The organism is Sphaerochaeta sp. PS (assembly GCF_032144095.1).
Lineage (GTDB): Bacteria > Spirochaetota > Spirochaetia > Sphaerochaetales > Sphaerochaetaceae > Sphaerochaeta.
Window position 1 is genome coordinate 487,553 of record NZ_JAVSNJ010000001.1, and the last position, 17,464, is coordinate 505,016.

The 17,464-nt window shown below is 49.1% G+C and carries 14 protein-coding genes and 1 tRNA gene; 8 read left to right on the forward strand and 7 right to left on the reverse strand.

What is annotated here, in order from left to right; translation table 11 throughout:
- Positions 1–44: 44 nt before the first annotated feature.
- Positions 45–518 (forward strand): hypothetical protein, encoded by a 474-nt coding sequence (locus ROJ03_RS02340; protein WP_313725379.1) that lies wholly within the window; start codon positions 45–47, stop codon positions 516–518.
- 96 nt (positions 519–614) lie between these two features.
- Here the strand turns inward: ROJ03_RS02340 and ROJ03_RS02345 are convergent, their stop codons facing one another.
- The 3 genes from ROJ03_RS02345 to hflX form a co-directional block, all read right to left on the reverse strand.
- The gene (locus ROJ03_RS02345) at positions 615–1,343 is read right to left on the reverse strand and encodes a DUF3307 domain-containing protein (protein ID WP_313725380.1); all 729 of its coding nucleotides are present in this window, start codon (positions 1,341–1,343) and stop codon (positions 615–617) included.
- Positions 1,336–2,016: a SatD family protein gene (locus ROJ03_RS02350; RefSeq protein WP_313725381.1), complete on the reverse strand. Its 681-nt coding sequence runs from the start codon at positions 2,014–2,016 to the stop codon at positions 1,336–1,338. Before ROJ03_RS02350 ends, ROJ03_RS02345 begins: the two co-directional genes overlap by 8 nt.
- Positions 2,017–2,228: 212 nt before the next feature.
- Positions 2,229–3,557, reverse strand: coding sequence for a GTPase HflX (gene hflX, locus ROJ03_RS02355; protein ID WP_313725382.1), 1,329 nt, complete (start codon positions 3,555–3,557; stop codon positions 2,229–2,231).
- A gap of 89 nt (positions 3,558–3,646) precedes the next feature.
- Here hflX and ychF point away from each other — a divergent pair, with 89 nt between their 5' ends.
- Positions 3,647–4,753, forward strand: coding sequence for a redox-regulated ATPase YchF (ychF, locus tag ROJ03_RS02360; protein ID WP_313725383.1), 1,107 nt, complete (start codon positions 3,647–3,649; stop codon positions 4,751–4,753).
- Positions 4,754–4,905: 152 nt separating this feature from the next.
- Here ychF and ROJ03_RS02365 read toward each other — a convergent pair whose 3' ends face one another.
- Both ROJ03_RS02365 and ROJ03_RS02370 read right to left on the reverse strand, forming a co-directional pair.
- Positions 4,906–5,628, reverse strand: coding sequence for a hypothetical protein (locus ROJ03_RS02365; RefSeq protein ID WP_313725384.1), 723 nt, complete (start codon positions 5,626–5,628; stop codon positions 4,906–4,908).
- Between the two features lie 64 nt (positions 5,629–5,692).
- Positions 5,693–7,432 (reverse strand): B12-binding domain-containing radical SAM protein, encoded by a 1,740-nt coding sequence (locus tag ROJ03_RS02370; RefSeq protein ID WP_313725385.1) that lies wholly within the window; start codon positions 7,430–7,432, stop codon positions 5,693–5,695.
- Here ROJ03_RS02370 and ROJ03_RS02375 point away from each other — a divergent pair.
- The 4 genes from ROJ03_RS02375 to ROJ03_RS02390 all read left to right on the forward strand — a co-directional run bounded on the left by ROJ03_RS02375 (position 7,410) and on the right by ROJ03_RS02390 (position 14,400).
- Positions 7,410–8,249 (forward strand): hypothetical protein, encoded by an 840-nt coding sequence (locus ROJ03_RS02375; protein WP_313725386.1) that lies wholly within the window; start codon positions 7,410–7,412, stop codon positions 8,247–8,249. The genes ROJ03_RS02370 and ROJ03_RS02375 overlap by 23 nt on opposite strands.
- Before the next feature lie 75 nt (positions 8,250–8,324).
- Complete coding sequence (gene topA, locus ROJ03_RS02380; protein WP_313725387.1) at positions 8,325–10,880, forward strand: type I DNA topoisomerase; 2,556 nt, start codon at positions 8,325–8,327, stop codon at positions 10,878–10,880.
- A gap of 5 nt (positions 10,881–10,885) precedes the next feature.
- Entirely contained in the window at positions 10,886–12,001 is a 1,116-nt protein-coding gene (locus ROJ03_RS02385) for a hypothetical protein (RefSeq protein ID WP_313725388.1), read from the forward strand.
- A gap of 293 nt (positions 12,002–12,294) precedes the next feature.
- The gene (locus tag ROJ03_RS02390; RefSeq protein WP_313725389.1) at positions 12,295–14,400 is read left to right on the forward strand and encodes a GIY-YIG nuclease family protein; all 2,106 of its coding nucleotides are present in this window, start codon (positions 12,295–12,297) and stop codon (positions 14,398–14,400) included.
- Between the two features lie 63 nt (positions 14,401–14,463).
- Here ROJ03_RS02390 and ROJ03_RS02395 read toward each other — a convergent pair.
- Together ROJ03_RS02395 and mscL are read right to left on the reverse strand one after the other, a co-directional pair.
- Positions 14,464–14,537: transfer RNA gene (locus ROJ03_RS02395), tRNA-Arg, on the reverse strand.
- Between the two features lie 64 nt (positions 14,538–14,601).
- On the reverse strand, positions 14,602–15,054 hold the full coding sequence (mscL, locus tag ROJ03_RS02400) for a large-conductance mechanosensitive channel protein MscL (protein WP_313725390.1): 453 nt from the start codon (positions 15,052–15,054) through the stop codon (positions 14,602–14,604).
- A gap of 204 nt (positions 15,055–15,258) precedes the next feature.
- On the opposite strand from mscL, the gene ROJ03_RS02405 reads away from it, so the two are divergent.
- Positions 15,259–16,440, forward strand: coding sequence for an ABC transporter substrate-binding protein (locus ROJ03_RS02405; RefSeq protein ID WP_313725391.1), 1,182 nt, complete (start codon positions 15,259–15,261; stop codon positions 16,438–16,440).
- 60 nt (positions 16,441–16,500) lie between these two features.
- Complete coding sequence (locus tag ROJ03_RS02410) at positions 16,501–17,463, forward strand: branched-chain amino acid ABC transporter permease (RefSeq protein ID WP_409530486.1); 963 nt, start codon at positions 16,501–16,503, stop codon at positions 17,461–17,463.
- Position 17,464: the final 1 nt, after the last annotated feature.

The following is a 17,464-nucleotide window of genomic DNA, read 5'->3' on the forward strand; positions in this document are numbered from 1 at the left end:
CTTTTGGTATCATATATGGCTACTAAGCCAAAAAGAGGGAAAGAATGAAAAAACGCATGGCTCTTATCGGGATGCTTGTCGTACTGGTCCTTGCACCGGTCGTTGCAGCTCCCCTTTCAAACGGTTCTTGGTCTGTTGGGGTAAACTTGGGAACCTCAGCCCAAGCCGCCACCCAATATCGGGTCAACGATATGTTGGATATCGTTGCAGGTATAGGGTATGAATTCTATTGGGGTGCCCTCTATGGGGATGTGACGGCCAACTTCAAGGTCTGGGAATTTGCCATCAGTGATGTGCCGTTTGACCTGACTGTCGGCGGCGGTGCCTTAGTTGGGCTCTACAACAATGAGGTTGAACTCTCCCTTGTTGCCCCGGTTGGAATAACCTACAGCCTTGCTGATGATGTTTTCCCGGTAGATATCTATTTCCGTCTGGGACCTGCTTTCAGGATACTCAAGGGGTATCAGACAAATTTCCTTGGGGTCTACTCATATGTTGGAGCGATGTACCGCTTTTAGGTTCAGAAGATTGGTCTTTCTAGGAAAAAAGAGGTTGCCGTTGCTTTCGATGGCAACCTCTTTGGTTTGTCTTTGGTTGCTATGGAATTATTTAGTTTAAGAAAATGAAAGCCAAAAGACTCCTATCACATAGACCATGCTTAATAATGTCCCGCACAGATAGTATTCCGCGAAGTGTTTTTCTTCATTGATTTTGGAGTATCTGACTATAGATTTTGCAGTAAGGACCCATCCTATAGCCCCAAATTCCCCCATACTCAGGAATATGAGCATGAGGGTTCGTTCAAGCGTTCCAATCCATCCTCCAGCTCCTTGAATAGTATGATCTTCTTCATGCGGTTTAAAAACAATGAGAGCCTTTTTGATGAAGGTGTTGGCTGGTTTTGCAACAAGAGCAATCATTGATAACCAGCGTAATGGCTGGTAAGGGTCACTATTGATGACGCGAAGAAGACCAAGGATAGTAGGGCGAATAGCAATTGAATAGTTGACAAGGATAATACTTACAACACCTATTGAGAGTAAATGAAACGTTTGATCGACTATAAAAATCAGTCCTTCTGATTTGCTTTTCCTTTTCACTGTTAGGAAAAATTTGACGGTATCAATGGCAAAGTGCAAAAAGCTCATCAAAAGGGAAGCATACATGATAATTCTGCCAGAAAAAACTAAAGAGACAGCTACTGCTCCAAGCAAATATATAAAGCAATGAAGTAAGACCATACTATAGGCACTGATTTTTTTGGTGGCCAAAAATTCCGTTTGCAAATAGAAATCTCCTACTATATGTATGCTCAAAAAGAGGATGAATAGATTTTTAAACATTTGATTCCTCCATGAGTTTTGCAAGGGATTCTGAGATATGTTCCATTGCTTCAATGAAGGTATAATACTGGCTATTGGCAAGGCTTTTCTGCACACTTGATTGGACTATTCCTAAGGTTTTTGCAATGTCGGTTTGTGTTCCACCCGTTTTTTGTACCTCCGCGATAATTTCCCGCTGTCGATTGCTCCAAGTGCTTTGTATTGCCCAACTGAGCTTGAGAATTGTGTTCAGGTGCTTCGCGATTCTTTCATTCCCTTCAATTCCAATGAGGATATTAGTCTTTGGTTTCATTTTCTGTTTCTCTATATTTTTTACTTCAATAATCATTTTTCTTGCTTGATGGTAAGCTTTTCCATCTGCACCAAGAGAAAGTTTTGGATCAAGGGCCGTGCTTATGGTACCTAGGCCAATTCCAAAACGAAGAGCTATTGGATGCATTTCCTTTTGGATGGTTTCTAGGATAGTCATCACATCGGATCCTTTGTGTAAGACGCCTTGAAATTCATCACCTAATGTGATGGTGAAATTTGAGGCAATAGCATCTTTATATTTTTCATTAATATTATTGAGTATTTCTTTGAGATTGACCTGAACTTCGTTTCTTTTTTCGATACTTTTCGAGTCTATTATGTCTGCAATGATTGCTAGGTAAAGAGTTTTGTTCTCACTCATTTTTCTTTCCTTCCAAAAAATGAGTATAGTGTCTTTCCTGGTATTTGTCTAATAAAAATTCATTCTTAGGTGAATAAATAGAAAATATTCACTTATAGATGCATAAATAATAAAATTCACCTGTAGATGCATAAATAATAAAATTCACCTGTAGATGCATAAGTAAGAAATATTCACCTGTAGATGCTTAAGTAAGAGTTTCTCACTTGTATCTACTCGTCCTCTAGGCGGAAATTCACCAGGGGACTCTGGAACCGTTCAAGGATCCTTGCGCTGATCTTGATGCCCGCATCGAGGTACTCGATGGTAAGAATCTGCCCTGAACGCCTGATGTGTGCCACCAGATCGTAGCGGGAGTTAGGGATGAGGTAGAAGGAGACTGGACAGAGTTCATGCAGTGTCTTGCTGATCTGGTCCAACAGCACATCCAGGCCCTGGGCGTGTAGAACCGAGGTTTCGACCACTGTGCTATACATGCTTTTCAGCCTTGCAACCGCAAATTCATCATGCACGGCGTCCATCTTGTTGATCATCACGATGGCAGGTTTCCCTGTACACCCAAGTTCCTCCAGGACTGCAACCGTTGTGGCATAGCTGCCAAGCATGTCAGGGTGGGAAGCGTCGCAGACGATGATGAGAAAGTCAGCGAACTTTGCCTCCTCAAGGGTGCTCTTGAAGGATTCGATCAGGTCGTGGGGAAGGTCGCTGATGAAGCCTACCGTGTCGGAAAGGAGAATCTCCACACCTCCAGGAAGCTTTACCATCCTGGTGGTTGGGTCAAGGGTTGCGAAGAGCTTGTTCTCCACCAGTACCCCTGCTTGTGAAAGGGCGTTGAGCAGGGAGGACTTGCCGCTGTTGGTGTACCCGACGATGGCTCCAGTAGGGATGTTGCTGTTCTCCCGCTGTGAGCGTTGGACCGTGCGTTGCTGCTTGACCTTCTTCAGCTGGTCCTTGAGAAGTACAAGCTTCTCCTTGATCTGTCTTCGGTCTAGTTCAAGCTGCTGTTCGCCTTCACCCTTGTTTCCCTTCACTCCTCCCTGTTGGCGAGAGAGGCCTGTCCACATCCTGGTGAGTCGGGGCATCGAGTATTCGAGTCTGGCAAGCTCTACCTGGAGGACCGCTTCCTTGGTAGCTGCCCTATCGGCAAAGATCTGCAGGATAACCTCATCACGGTCGATGACACAGCACTCCAGCTCTTTTTCAAGGTTTCTCTGTACCCGTGGGCTTATGGTCCGGTCGAAGACGATGAGGTCGCTCTCATGGGTGTCTATGAGGGTTTTTACCTCTGCAACCTTGCCGCTTCCGATGAGTGTGGCACTGTTTGGCTCGCGCAGGGGGATGACGAGGGTGAATACCGGTCGGGCACCCATGGTCTCAACCAGGGCCTCAAGCTCTTCGCCCCGGCTTTTTCCATGAACCCTATCCTCTGTTGAGGGAACAAGAACAAGCAGGATAGCTCTCTGCCGTTCTGTATCGATGTCATGTATCTGTTTTCCCTTGATGGTGGGATCGTCATTTCCAGAAATCTGTTCAATATCCATTGCGCTTAACTATAGATATGGTTAACGCTCTAGTCAATATATGATACACTGGCCCCTAGAGCTCCACTGAGCGTAAATGAGGTTAACATATGGGTTTGAATTGCGGTATTGTTGGGTTGCCCAACGTCGGTAAATCGACAATTTTCTCCGCTTTGACGGCAGCCCCTGCCGAAGTCGCGAACTATCCGTTTTGCACGATCGATCCTAACGTAGGAATCGTCAGTGTTCCCGATAAGCGGTTGGACAAGATAGTCCAACTTATCCCAACCGAAAGGGTCGTTCCTGCAACGTTCGAGTTTGTCGACATTGCAGGCCTGGTAGCCGGAGCCTCCAAAGGTGAAGGGCTGGGAAACAGGTTCCTTGCATCCATTCGTGAGGTGGGTGTCATAGCACACGTGGTACGTTGCTTCGAGGATACAGACATAGTGCATGTGAACAACAAGATCGACCCAGCAAGCGACATCGAGACCATCAACATCGAGCTTGCCCTTGCTGACCTCGATACGGTAAGCACCCGCTATGCCAAGCAGGCAAAGCTCAACAGGTTGAGCAAGGAAGCCCAGAAGGAGAACGAGAAGGTTCTTCCCGTCCTGGAAAAGGTGAAGACCTGCCTTGAGGTGGGCAAGCCTGCCAGGAGCCTCAACCTCAATGAGGATGAGTTGGCTGTGGTCTACGACCTGCACCTCATAACCCTCAAGCCTGTCATCTATGTGTGTAACGTCGACGAGGATGGCATCACCGAGGAAAATGGTTTTGTGAAGGTAGTGCGCAAGATCGCAGAGGAGGAAAACTCAGACGTCATCGTCATCTGCGGCAAGATTGAATCGGAGATCTCTGCCTTGGAGACCGAAGCGGACAAACGGGATTTCCTGGAGGCTATCGGCCTGGAGGAGTCCTCCCTGAACGGCCTTGTCCGCCTGGCTTACCACACCTTGGGGATGCGTACCTTCTTTACCGCTGGCTCCGATGAAAACCGAGCCTGGACCTTCCGCTCAGGCTTCAAGGCTCCCCAGGCTGCAGGTGTCATCCATTCTGACTTCGAGAAAGGGTTCATCAAGGCTGAAGTGTTCAACTGCGAGGACCTCTTCTTCTACAAGACCGAACAGAAGGTCAAGGAAGCAGGGAAGCTGCGCATCGAGGGCAAGGAGTATGTGGTCAAGGATGGGGACATCATGCACTTCCGCTTCAACGTATAGGGGTTTGCCCCGTATCTGAACTTGTAGCAACCAATACAAAAAACTGACACCTCTGGAGATCCTTATGGTGTCAGTTTTTTTGCTATGCATGGATGCTTGCATCCATGATTGAGTAATGGGCAGGCTAAGCTCTGGGTATCCCCTGTCTGTGGCTAGGTCCAGCTGACCGAGAAGGTGATGGGTTTTGCCAGGAGCAGGAAGTCGATGAGGGGGAAGCTGAACTCATAGAGGTTAGGGCCGACCTTCTTGCCATTGGTGAAGGTTGTGATGGGTCCGGGTGTCGCTATCCTCAGGGTTATGGTCGACTTCTCTATGGCCGGTGGCCCCTCTTCGCCAAGCATGAAACCGATCATCTCAAGGTAGTCGCTCTTACTCAGGCCCTGGTTGTAGACAGGCCCGAAAGCCTCGAAGTTCTCGTCTGCAAGGAAGGGTATGACTGGAACAAGCTGGTTGTAGTTGTCCATCGAGAGGAAGAAGGTCAGGGTATTGTCCTTCTGTTTCAGAAGACTCTGGTCATTCCCTGCCCCAAGATCGTAGAAGAGCTTGTCCAGGTTCATGAAATTGAAGTATCCGTTGTAGGCATTGTCATTGAGCTTCTTGATCGCAACACTATTGGTCGTCGTGCTGTACCTCAGGGCCTTCTCAAAATCACCGATGGCGGCATCCATGAGGGAGGTGTTCTTGTTGTCAGGGATGAATTCGCTGAAATCCTCAAGGACCGCAATGAAAAAGTCCTCGACGGTAAAATCGAATGCGGAGCTGCTGTATCCACTCTTTTTGAAGGTAAGCTCATCGGTGACCACGCAAGAGGTTGGTAGCACAAGCAGGACAAGAATAAAGAGCCCGAGTAGAATGTTTCTATAGAGGTGTTTCACCAACTGTATATCCTTATTGCCTTAATGTATGTGATTTTTCTGTGGCAAGCAAGTGCCATTGCTACTATTTTTGCTCGACAAACGAGAGTGAGCCATCCTCATTCTCCACAATTGCCAGGGTCTGTGGTGATCGTCTTGGATGTTTTTCGAGGAACTTCTCGATGTGCATGGTATCAAGCAGGGCCAGTTCGTCTAGCTCATAGTCGATGGTTATGACAGGATTCTCCCCTGTCTCACGGAGAAATGCCACACCCTGATGGAGCTCCATGAAAGAGAGTAGTGGTGGCAGATACTTCTCCCGTTTGAGTTTTTTCAGCAGTGAGCGGGCAAACTGTTCCTGCAGGTCATAGATTTCCATCCCCAACTGCCCGGAGCCCTGCTTCTCCTTGATGAAGTCGGTATAGGATGCAACATGGGTAAACAGGGCGCTTGGCGTGCATTGGGCTGCCTCACAGAGGGTGTGTAGCCACATGCTTGCTTCACCCTTGGTATAGAAGAGGTCGCAGGCATCCTTGAGCCTCAGGGCCTTTGCGATCTCCTCGCTCGTGTAGGTGGGTGTCGATATGACGGTATAGGGAGCCTCGGCCTGATGGAGGGTTCCCAGCTCTTGGGCATCATCGGCTAGCTGGGTCCCCGGCAGCAGCGACAGGGCAAAGATGTCGATGTTGCTTGGCTTGCACCCGACGGCGTAGTCGAGGCTTTTGCAGAAGAGGGTGTAGGAGTCATGGGGAAGTCCGATGATGAGGTCCAGCCCAAAGACGATTCCCCGTTGGTTGAGCAGGTCTATCTTCTGCTTGAAGAGGACGGGATCGAATCGTCGGTTGATGGCTTTGAGTACCTGGACATCCGAGCTTTGCAACCCTATCTGCAGTGAGCACTTGAGACGGGAAAACAGGTCGGCCAGCTGCTTGTCCAGCAGTTCAGCCCTGAGCTCAAAGATGAAATGGATCGCCTGGGCTTTCTCGGCCAAGAGGGAGAGCATCTGTACTGTCCGTTTCTTGTCCATATTGAAGGTAGGGTCGAGGATGAACACCTCTTCGACCTGGTTTTCCAGGAGGTAGTCCAGCTCCTCACTGACCCGTTCATACTTGAACTGGCGTACCGACCGTATCCCTTTTGATTCAAAGCAGAAGGCACAGCTGAACGGGCAGCCGCGGGTCATCTCCCACAAGAGGGAAGAACCGGGCTTTGCAAAGGAGTTTGCCGAGCCTGAGAGCAGCACGGAGTCTAGGGTCGAAAGGTCAAGGGGGTAGGCATAGGTGACCTCCCCTCCCTGGGTAAGGATGCCCTGTCCTTCCGGCTTCTTGCCTGCTAGAAGCTGGGAGAGGGCAAGGGTGGTTGTCTCCTCTCCTTCCCCTAGGGTGAGGAATGAATAGAGGGAAAAATCGAAGCTCAGGGGGTTCGCGGTAACTTCCGTGCCGCCTGCAAAGAGGATTGCCTCTGGCCTTGCCCTCTTGAGCGTTTGTGCAAACTGGTCAAACCAGGACCGGTTCCAGAGATAGATTGAGCATCCCACATGGGTAAAACCACTTCTTGCACTCTCCAAGGCGGAGGCGATAGGGTCATCGTCCAAGGAGTAGGACCCAAGGGAGCAAGGGCTCTCTTTGAGTTGTATATGGTGTTGTATTGCTGTCTGGATGGTGAGCGCCCCTAGGGGGAAACTGAGGTTTCCCTCTTCGAGACAGCATGATACGATCTGAATTTTCATGAGACGATAGTAGCGGCTACGCCTCTCTCTTGCAAGCACATAGCAACGGTGATAGAGTTTGTCAGGAGTGTTTATGAAACGCCTGGTGCTCATCATGCTCTCTCTTATAGCCTTTTTGTCTCCTCTTTCTTCCATGGAAGCTAGAATCCTTGGGAGTTTTCCCAATCAGGTGGAGGTAGGCTGGGACAGTGTCAAGGGTGCTGTGTGGTATGACCTCTATCTCGATAGCAAGCCAATGAAGCGGGTAAAGGCATCGCAGCACAGCCAGAGGCTTGGGTCAAATGAGGAGAGTCTGCAGTCCAATAGGGAGTACAAGCTCCTCGTGGCTGCGCGGGATGCAAAGAATGTGACCCTGGCAGCTACCGAGATTACGGCTAGGACAACTAGTTGGGCAGGGGACTATTATTGGGTAAACCTCACTGAGGATGACAACGACGGAAAATGCAGGCTTCTGCATCTGGAGGTTCGGGATAGCGAGGGTTCGCTTGAGTTGTACGGGCATTTTCCAAAGGAACCTGATAGACCCTTGTTGATATTCCCCCTGGTTCCCTTTTCCTCTGAATATCCTGAGTACTCCTATGATGGGCAAGGGCCGGTGGAACTCGCCTATAGGACCAATGCCGAGGTGTTCAATTCCACCAATATCCAGCCACGGAGTTGGAGGATTCTGGAACTTGAGGAAAAAAATTCAAGCCTGCGGACAAAAATTTCTACCAAGGTGGGAATCTTCTCCTTCAAGACAGAATCGTTGTTGTCCTTTATGGTTTCTGAAACGGGAGAAAAAAAGGTATTATTTCATAATACGGGTGACGGATTGGCTTCCAGTGGAATTTTCCGCTCCCCCAATCCTGGAGAGGATGGGGTCTTTGTTTTTGTGGAAAAGGGGAGTTTGGCAGACATTCCCAAAAAATAATGCGTTGACAAAACCATTCTGCGGCATTATATAGTTGTAAGCTACAAGGTTTCGAGGCATTGAGGAGTGAACTGCATGGATGATTCTAAAGTTCTCATCATCGTAGAATCGCCGACAAAGGCGAAGACGATAACAAAATTTCTTCCTTCGACATATACAGTCGTAGCAAGCAAGGGCCATATCCGCGATCTTCCGGAGAATCATATGGCAATTGATGTTGCTAATGGCTTTGCGTGTGAATATCAGGTGGTTGAAGGCAAGGAGTCTTTGATCAGGGAACTCAAAAAAAGCCTCAAGGGTGCTGACAAGCTGCTACTGGCAACTGATGAGGACCGCGAGGGGGAGAGTATCTCCTGGCATCTGGCTGAGGTTCTCAAGCCAAAAATTCCCTACCAGAGAATGGTGTTTCATGAAATTACCAAGAGTGCCATCCAGAAGGCCCTTACCAGCGGTAGGGACATCGATGAAAATCTGGTGCATGCCCAGGAAGGACGTAGGGTGGTTGACCGCCTCTTTGGCTATACCCTCTCTCCTACCTTGTGGAAGAAGCTTGCTAACAAGAAGCTCTCTGCAGGAAGGGTGCAGTCTGTGGGGTTGCGCCTGACAGTTGAGCGTGAAAGGCAGAGGATCGACTTTTCCCAGAGCACCTATTTCGATGCCAAGGCTGACCTGCTATCCTCCTCGAAGCAGGGCTTTGAGGCAAGGCTTACCTCCTACGAGGGGATGAGCCTAGCAGGGGGAAAGGACTTCGATTCCATTACCGGTGCCTATAAGGGCAATGGGAAGAAATTGCTGCTGGACAGGGAGAAGGTTGATGCCATTGTGGCAGAGCTGAAGGGTGCAAGCTACGAGATCGCCGACATCCAGAGAAAACCGTTTGTCACCAGGCCCAGCATCCCCTTTACCACCAGTACCTTGCAGCAGGATGCCATCAAGAAACTGCGCATCAGTGCTTCTGATACCATGCGTATCGCCCAGAAGCTCTATGAAAGCGGCTATATCACCTACATGCGTACCGACAGCCCCACCCTCAGCCAGGAAGGGACCCAGGCAGCACGAGCCCTGGTGAAGAGGCTGTATGGGGATGACTATCTCTCCCCTTCAGCGAGGTACTTTGCCGCGAAGAAGAATTCAGGGGCACAGGAGGCCCACGAGGCCATCCGTCCCTCTGGTGATAGCTTTGCCATCCCATCGGAGACAAACCTCTCAGGCAAGGACCTTGCCCTCTATGAGCTAATCTGGAAGCGTACCCTCGCTTCCCAGATGGCTGATGCAAAGAAGGCCACCACCAGCGTCTCCATCAAGGCCAAGGATGCCCTGTTTACCGCAACGGGGACCGAGATCGTGTTCCCGGGCTTCCTGAGGGCCTATGTGGAAGGTTCTGATGATCCTGATGCGGCTTTGGAGGATAAGGAAACCCTGCTCCCTCCTCTCTCTGTCGGGGAAATTTGTCCCCTGGCCTCTTTGACAAGCCTCGAGCACCAGACAAAACCTCCTGCCAGATACACTGAGGCTTCTCTTGTGCAGGAACTTGAGAATAGGGGCATCGGTAGGCCATCAACCTATGCTACAATACTCAAGACACTCATGGACCGTAAGTATGTGGTCAAGGAAGGGTCTGCCTTGGCTCCAACCTTCATCGGGTTTGGTGTTTGCCAGTTTCTTGAGATGCATTTCAAGCAGTTCATCGACTATGATTTTACCTCCAACATGGAGAATGCCCTGGACCAGATTGCTGAAGGAGAGCTGGATAAAGTAGCCTTCCTCAAGGATTTCTTCCTGGGCGACCAAGGGTTGGAGAACCAGAACAAGGTGCAGATGGAGAAGGACAACAAGGTGGCTTCGAAGACGTTGAGCCTTAGCCATATCAGTGAGGAGAATCCGGTCATGATCGGCCCCTACGGCCCCTATGTGCAGGGTCCTGAGGTCGATGGCAAGGGCCAGTACATCTCGTTGCCCAACACATGGTTGCCGGGTTCCATCACTGATGAGGATGTAAAGGCCCTTATCGCCAAGGGGAAGGTGAAGGCCGAACCTGATGAACTGGGTATTGGAGTGGTGAAAGGGGAGGCTGTACAGCTGATGGATGGCCGGTTTGGCCCATACTGGCAGGAAGGCAGTGGAAAGGATGCCAAGAGGGCCAGTGTTCCCAAGTGGGTTGCGGATAGCAGCCGGGAGCATGAGCTTGAGATAGCCAACAGGTATCTCTCCTTGCCCAGGATTTTGGGTAAGGATGCACTTGGTAATGATGTGGTGGCTGCCAAAGGAAAGTTTGGCCCTTTCATTGAGTGTAACGGTGAGTATAGGAACCTGAACAAGAGAGATCATGATGCACAACTGTTTTCCATTACCTTGGAGGAGGCACTCGCGCTATTGGCGGAGGAAAAGCCGAAACCGGGGAAAAAGGGAAGTGCACGGTCCAAGAGCTCTGCTTCTGTTGTACGAGAGGTTGGAGCGTTTGAAAAAGAGACCGTCTCTGTGGCTGACGGTCGGTATGGCTTCTATCTGAAGGTTGGCAAGAGCAACATTCCCCTTCCTGCCAAGTATAAGAAGGATCAGACCCTGATAGATGCCCTTACCCTGGATGAAGCCATAGAAATAATTCGCGCCAAGCGTGAAAAGGATAAGTGATAGACATGGCTAGACTTTTGAGAAAGGGCCCTCCCAAGCCAAAGGTAGAGAGCATGACAGCTGAGAATGCTGTGGATGTGCTCGCTACCGAGTTCCGCATGGGCAAGGAGAAGGTGCTCAGTACTCTCAGGAGCGTAGGAATCAATCTGACGTCTTCCAGTTCAGCAGATGAGATGAACCTCTATCGTGAGGTCATTGCCTGCAAGGTAGGAGACTTTTCCAGATTCAAGAGTGATGACGAGGCCTATTTGGCTACGTTGGATGAGCAGCTACGCGCCTTTGATGAAATTTACGTGGACACTGCGCCCATTATCCAGGAGGATTGGTTTTTGCACCTTGTTTCCAATGCAGAACCCATCCTCAAACGGCGCAAGAAGAAGTTGATCGTCCTTGAGAAGACGATGGAGGAACTCCATGGTCTGAAGGACAATCCGGAGAAGGACAAGGAGGTCCGGGTTCGCTCGACCATTCGTCCTGACCTTCTACGGTACCTTGCTCGCAAGGGTATCGTCCGCATCGGTGATACTGGAAGCACCGGTATAGCGGACGACCATCTGGTGGAACTGTTTGAGAGCATCGGCAAGAACAACAACCTGATGCTTATCACCCAGGACCGTGGCCTGAGCGAACGTGTGGTGGCACTTGCACAAAAACTGGAAAGTGAGCCAAGCAACCCTCCCAAGCTTCCCTGGTGGAAAAAACTGTTTGGCGGTGCCGAGGCAAACGCTCCCATTGCCCATCGTATGGTGGCCTGCAAGCTCATTGAGGATGGGAAGCTCAAACGCTGCTACATCTGCCCAGAGTGTATCGAAAGCTACTACGATGACCTGATCGATTGCGAGGGGTACGTGCTTTGTAGCCGCTGTTACATGGACCTGAAGGAAAAGGAAGCCAAGCAGGTTGCAGCCACCCAGGTGCGGCAGGAGCTTGAGCTGAAGAAGGAAGAGGCGAGACAGAAACGTCTTCGTGAAGAGGCTTCGGCAAAAGAACAGGAGAAGCCAGTCTTTACCGTTGCCCAGGCACTTGAGCGCAGGAGAAAGAAATTCTTCTTGGTCTCAGGCCTTCTGGTGGTTATAGCCATCCTGATCACCATTGAGGTTTTTATCCTCACAGGGCCCTGATCCAAGCTTCGTTTACCCCTGAAAGCTTAGGACTTTTTTGTGCGATGGGTGTGAGAACGTACGAATGGAATGCATGAAACATCTAGTGGCCGCTACCTACAGAAAAGGGTGGCGGCCACTGTTTCTATACAACCATTCCTGCAATATTTCAGAACAGGGGAAATGCAGTGGGGAAGCGAATGCTCTGGTAGAAATCATGGATATGCCTTTTGCTAAGGCTCAATTGAAGGATCAGCTTTAATTTCGATAATTAAATACCTTCACCCTAAATACTATGGTAGCATACTCACGAAATGAAGAATCATAGCTATAAGAATCTAAAACTCTATCTCGTCCTTCTTGCGATCATCCTCCTCCTTTTGGGATGCTCAACTACCGATGGTGCGATCCTGCAGCAAGATCAGCCAAATTATGTCACGGCAACGGAAATTCAAGAACCAGCAAGAGAGATTCCAGACACTGGGCCAGAGCAGGGTAGTGGGGAAATAGCCAATACACCCCTTCCACTCCCCGTTGCAGAAGAGAAACCATCGGATGAGAACAACCCTGTTGGGGGTGATTTGGAAGTTCAGAACCTAGTCAGCACTTCTGTATCCTTTGAGGATGAAGGTGATCTGGCCAGTGGTCAGTTGGTCTCCCCTGAAAACCCTACAGATTTCGGACTTCCTGAGCCTTACGCAACTCAAGGTGGTGTATCCAATGACAATGCACAGCAAGTTGTCGAAGAAGAGCCTTTGCTTGTTGAGGCCCCTGTTTCAGAGAATCAGTTCAACCCTATACCAATAGAAATGGGTGAAGAAATCCCAGAAACGGTAGAGCTTCCCTTCCAAAGCATAGACCTTACGACCGAGCCACCGGTAACGGTTGGATATAGAGCTTTTTCATACCTTCCCTTAATCAAGAGGTTTCCAATGTATAGTGCACTTCTCATTTTGATCCTGTTTTTCGTTCCTCTCGTCCTCTCTATTGTTTTTGTCAGGAAGGTAGGGCAGGCAAAAAAGCGTATCAGGGACCTGCAGGTACCTGACATTGAATCGGCACTACGCAAGCTCAAAGACCTGCACCAGGATATTTTGGAGGTAGAAGAGGAAATAGAAGATCTGAAATCATCCAAAAGTGCATTAACGGGTGATGAATGGAGGCTTAGGCAAGAAAACCAAAAGCTGGATACCAAGCTTGAGAACCAGAAGCAGAAACTTGCTAGGACGAAGGAGCTCTATGTTGCCATCCAGCATGCTGTTGACCGGTTCCATACCACCGATATTCCCCCAGCATATTATCGGCCTTTGACAGAGGAAGAGATTGTTGATCTCGATTCCATAGCCCCCTCAGTGATGCTTAGCCTGAACCTCATGAATTACCAAGATTTGAGGAAGGAGTTCAGGGCCAACCAAAAGCAGATTGATCAACTTCTTGAAGGGTATGCTGAACGGTACACTACCAAAGCGAATCAAGCCATCTACAAGCTCATGGTCATTTCCCTTCGTTCGGAATTGCAGAACATCCTATATAACCTAAAATTCGAAAAACTCGATGCGGCTCTGTTCCAGGTAAGGACCCTGATAGCCAAATACCTGGTCATTGTCTCTGATGGCAACCAGCAAATCGCCGGAACCATGCGAAAGTTCATTGGGGAGCTTGAGCATCTGTTCGAGAACTCTGTCAAGATCGAGTACGAATACTATATCAAGAGAGAACAGGCAAGAGAGGAACAGCTGGCCTTGAGGCAGCAGATGCGAGAGGAAGCTGAAGAACGAAAGAGACTGAAAGAGCAAGAAAAGCAGATTGCGCTGGAAGAATCAAAGTATCAGGCAGAGATTGAGAAGGTCCAGCAAGCCCTTGCCCAAGAACCTCTCGATTCTCCTAGAAGAGTCGAGCTGGAGACAAGGGTTGATGCATTGCATGGCCAACTCGCCCTTGTTGAGGAAAAGAAGGATGAAATCACCCGGCTCCAGAATGGCAAGGCCGGAAATGTCTACATCATCAGTAACCTCGGTTCCTTTGGTGACAATGTATTCAAGATTGGAATGACACGGCGCCTGGAGCCTCAAGAAAGGGTTGATGAGCTTGGTAGTGCAAGTGTCCCCTTCAAGTTTGACGTGCATAGCTTTATTTTTTCTGAGGATGCTGTGGGACTGGAAAATGCAATCCACACCCGCCTGCATAGCAAGAGACTGAACAAGGTAAACCTCAGAAAGGAGTTTTTCTCGGTTTCCTTGGATGAGCTGGAACAATTGGTACTTGAAATCAACCCAACAGCTGAATTCAACAGAACAATGCTTGCTGAAGACTATAAGCAATCACTCTCACTGGTGGATACCGTGATCCCTATGAAAGAAGAGGGTGAGGACGAAGATGGTGATACTGAGGAGAACGAGCAAGAAGAGGAGTTGGCCTGATGCATTTTGCATTCAGCAAACAAAAAAAATCTCCTGCAAGATTTCCTTGCAAGAGATTCTTAGTGCCCCGAGGGCGATTCGAACGCCCGACCCCTTCCTTAGGAGGGAAGTGCTCTATCCAGCTGAGCTATCAGAGCGGATGCGTTCTCGATAATAGCGGAAATGGGTAGGGTGTTCAAGGGGAAGAGAAAAGATTACTGCTTACGCTTTCTGTTTCTTCAAGAGATCCCTGATTTCAGTAAGAAGAACCACATCTGCCGGTACCACGGGAGCTGGTGCTGGTGTAGCTGGTTTCTTGGGTTCTTCTGCCTTTTTCTTGGCATCAAGCTTGTCTCTCATCGTGTTGATTCCCTTGACGATTAAGAAAACCACAAGAGCAATGACCAGGAAATCAATGATCTTCTGGATGAACATGCCGTAGTTAATCGCAACTTCAGCGGTTTGCTCGGTAGCTGCGGCTATGACAATCTTCAGATCAACAAAGCTGACGCCACCCATGATCAGGCCAATGATCGGCATCAGAACATCTTTGACCAGAGAGCCAACGATTGCGGTGAATGCGGTACCAATGATGATACCTACAGCCAGATCCATCACATTTCCACGAGTAATAAATGCTTTAAACTCTCCAAGAATTTTCCGTTCCTTTGCCATTAGAATCCTCCATAATAGATATTGAGATAGTATATCACTAATATTTAGTGGGTCAATATGGACGCAAATCTAGCGATTTTTTTTATTGTTAGGTTTTGGTGTGGTTAAATGTTGAATAAATATACCCTTTATTGTATAAAGTAATTTATACTCAGAAGTGATGTTTAGCATCCTTGCCCTTGTAAATTTTGGAGGTACCCAAGTATGAAAAAAAGCTTGTATGTTTTTGTAGCCCTGGTTGCTCTGTTTGCGCTAGTTGCTGCACCTGTGTTTGCTCAAGGCGGTGGAGAAGCTTCCAGCCCAAAAATCGGTTTTATCGGTCCTATGACTGGTGATAACGCTAACTACGGTGTGTTGAGCAACAACTCTGTCATGCTTGCAGTTGAACAATTCAATGCCAAGGGCGGATTCAACGGGAAACTTCCTGTAGTACTCGTTACCGAAGACTCTGAAGGAAACGTTGAGAAAGGCCTTTCTGCAATTGAGAAGCTCTCCTCAGCAGATAAGATCACCGGCCTTGTAGGCCCTGTATTCACCGGTGTATCCTTCGCAGTTGGCGAGCGCGTACAGAATGAGGGAATCGTCATGATCTCCCCCTCTGCAACCCACAAGGACATCACAGCAATCGGAGACTATGTATTCCGCACAGTCGTATCAGATGGTCTTCAGGGTGAAGTTGCCGGCCATTATTTCTACGAGCAGCTTGGACTTCGCACCATTGGTGTCCTCTATGCAAAGAATGACTATAGCCAGGGCCTGTATGAAGGCATGAGCGCAAGCTTTATTGCTGCTGGTGGTAAGGTAACCATCGCTGAGGCATGTCAGGTTGGTGACAAGGATTTCAAAACCCAGCTGACCAAGATCAGGACAGCCAATCCCGATGCTATCTACATCCCTAACTACACTGCAGAGATGGCCCAGATGCTCGAGCAGGCAAAACAGCTTGGAATCAACATTCCTTTCGTTTCCTGTGACGGTTTCTCCAACCCTGACATCTACAAGCTCGCCGGTGGATTCACCGATGGCGTAGTATATGTCGGTCCTGCAAAGGTCAAGGAAAGCGTAGCTTACACCAAGTTTGTAGCTGACTATACCAAGAAATATGGTGTTGGACCCGACTCTTTCGCAACCAACGCCTTTGATGGTGCTAACATCCTGCTCAACGCCATGGACTCCGTCTACAAGAAGACCGGTAAGTTCGACAGAAAGGCAGTACGTGATGCAGTTGCAGCTACCAAGGATTACGCTGGTGTAAGCGGGACTGTAAACTTTGCCGAAAACGGGGACCTTGTCGCCTATCAGGGCGTATACAAGGTCAACAAGACCACACCCGAATATCTCGGGACCTTTACCGTGGTAGATGGCAAGCTGATCAAGATCGACTAATGCTCTATTCCCGGTCGAAGGGAATTTGTAAAGACCGGTGTTGTTTACACCGGTCTTTTCATGTTATTGTTCTATCCAGTTATCGTAGATAAGGAGAGCCGCATCGTGGGAATAGCTGAATTTTTCCAACATTTGATGAATGGCCTGACATTAGGGGGCATCTACGCCCTTATTGCCCTTGGGTACACTATGGTGTATGGCATTCTCAAATTCATTAACTTCGCCCATGGTGATATTCTCATGATTGGCGCTTACATTGGACTCTTTGTATTCGATATGCTACGAGGGGACTCCCCTCTGGGTACTTGGACGTTTATCTCATTCTTCATCGCCATGCTCGTCAGCATGGTAAGCTGTGGCTTGCTGGGGATGGGCATCGAACGCATCGCCTATAAGCCCTTGCGAAGGGCAACCCGCCTGGCTCCTCTTTTGAGCGCCATCGGAGTATCTTTCATCCTCTCCAATAGTGCTGCCTGGATGTTTGGAACCCAGTCGAGGAAGTTCAACTATCCGTTCGACAATACATCCATCAACATCGGGGGCGTGGTTATTACCCCTCACCAGATCCTCATCCTTGTGGTCTCCCTGGTCATGATGATAAGTCTGAAGATCTTTGTCGATAAGACCAGGATGGGGAAGGCCATGCGTGCCACCAGCCTGGACCAGGATACAGCCATGCTGATGGGAATCAATGTAAACAGGGTCATAAGCATGACCTTTGCCATTGGCAGTGCCCTTGCTGCAGTAGGTGGCATCCTCATCGCCCTTGATTTCAAGGTATATTCGAGCATGGGAACCATGATAGGCCTCAAGGCCTTTGTCGCGGCGGTTGTCGGAGGTATCGGAAACATCTCTGGGGCTATGTTCGGAGGGATCCTGCTTGGCTTGCTAGAGACATTCGGGGTCGCCGTACTGGGAATCCCTACCGGGCTGAAGGACACCATTGCCTTCGGTGTCCTCATCATCATCCTGCTGGTCAAGCCTGAAGGCTTGTTTGGCAAGGTCGAAAAGGAGAAGGTGTAAT

What these genes read in the sequence shown, in the direction of transcription:
- ROJ03_RS02340 (WP_313725379.1), top strand. Translation starts at nt 45, where the DNA reads ATGAAAAAACGCATGGCTCTTATCGGGATGCTTGTCGTACTGGTCCTT.
- ROJ03_RS02345 (WP_313725380.1), bottom strand. Translation starts at nt 1,343, where the DNA reads ATGTTTAAAAATCTATTCATCCTCTTTTTGAGCATACATATAGTAGGA.
- ROJ03_RS02350 (WP_313725381.1), bottom strand. Translation starts at nt 2,016, where the DNA reads ATGAGTGAGAACAAAACTCTTTACCTAGCAATCATTGCAGACATAATA.
- hflX (WP_313725382.1), bottom strand. Translation starts at nt 3,557, where the DNA reads ATGGATATTGAACAGATTTCTGGAAATGACGATCCCACCATCAAGGGA.
- ychF (WP_313725383.1), top strand. Translation starts at nt 3,647, where the DNA reads ATGGGTTTGAATTGCGGTATTGTTGGGTTGCCCAACGTCGGTAAATCG.
- ROJ03_RS02375 (WP_313725386.1), top strand. Translation starts at nt 7,410, where the DNA reads ATGAAACGCCTGGTGCTCATCATGCTCTCTCTTATAGCCTTTTTGTCT.
- ROJ03_RS02370 (WP_313725385.1), bottom strand. Translation starts at nt 7,432, where the DNA reads ATGATGAGCACCAGGCGTTTCATAAACACTCCTGACAAACTCTATCAC.
- topA (WP_313725387.1), top strand. Translation starts at nt 8,325, where the DNA reads ATGGATGATTCTAAAGTTCTCATCATCGTAGAATCGCCGACAAAGGCG.
- ROJ03_RS02385 (WP_313725388.1), top strand. Translation starts at nt 10,886, where the DNA reads ATGGCTAGACTTTTGAGAAAGGGCCCTCCCAAGCCAAAGGTAGAGAGC.
- ROJ03_RS02390 (WP_313725389.1), top strand. Translation starts at nt 12,295, where the DNA reads ATGAAGAATCATAGCTATAAGAATCTAAAACTCTATCTCGTCCTTCTT.
- mscL (WP_313725390.1), bottom strand. Translation starts at nt 15,054, where the DNA reads ATGGCAAAGGAACGGAAAATTCTTGGAGAGTTTAAAGCATTTATTACT.
- ROJ03_RS02405 (WP_313725391.1), top strand. Translation starts at nt 15,259, where the DNA reads ATGAAAAAAAGCTTGTATGTTTTTGTAGCCCTGGTTGCTCTGTTTGCG.
- ROJ03_RS02410 (WP_409530486.1), top strand. Translation starts at nt 16,501, where the DNA reads ATGTTATTGTTCTATCCAGTTATCGTAGATAAGGAGAGCCGCATCGTG.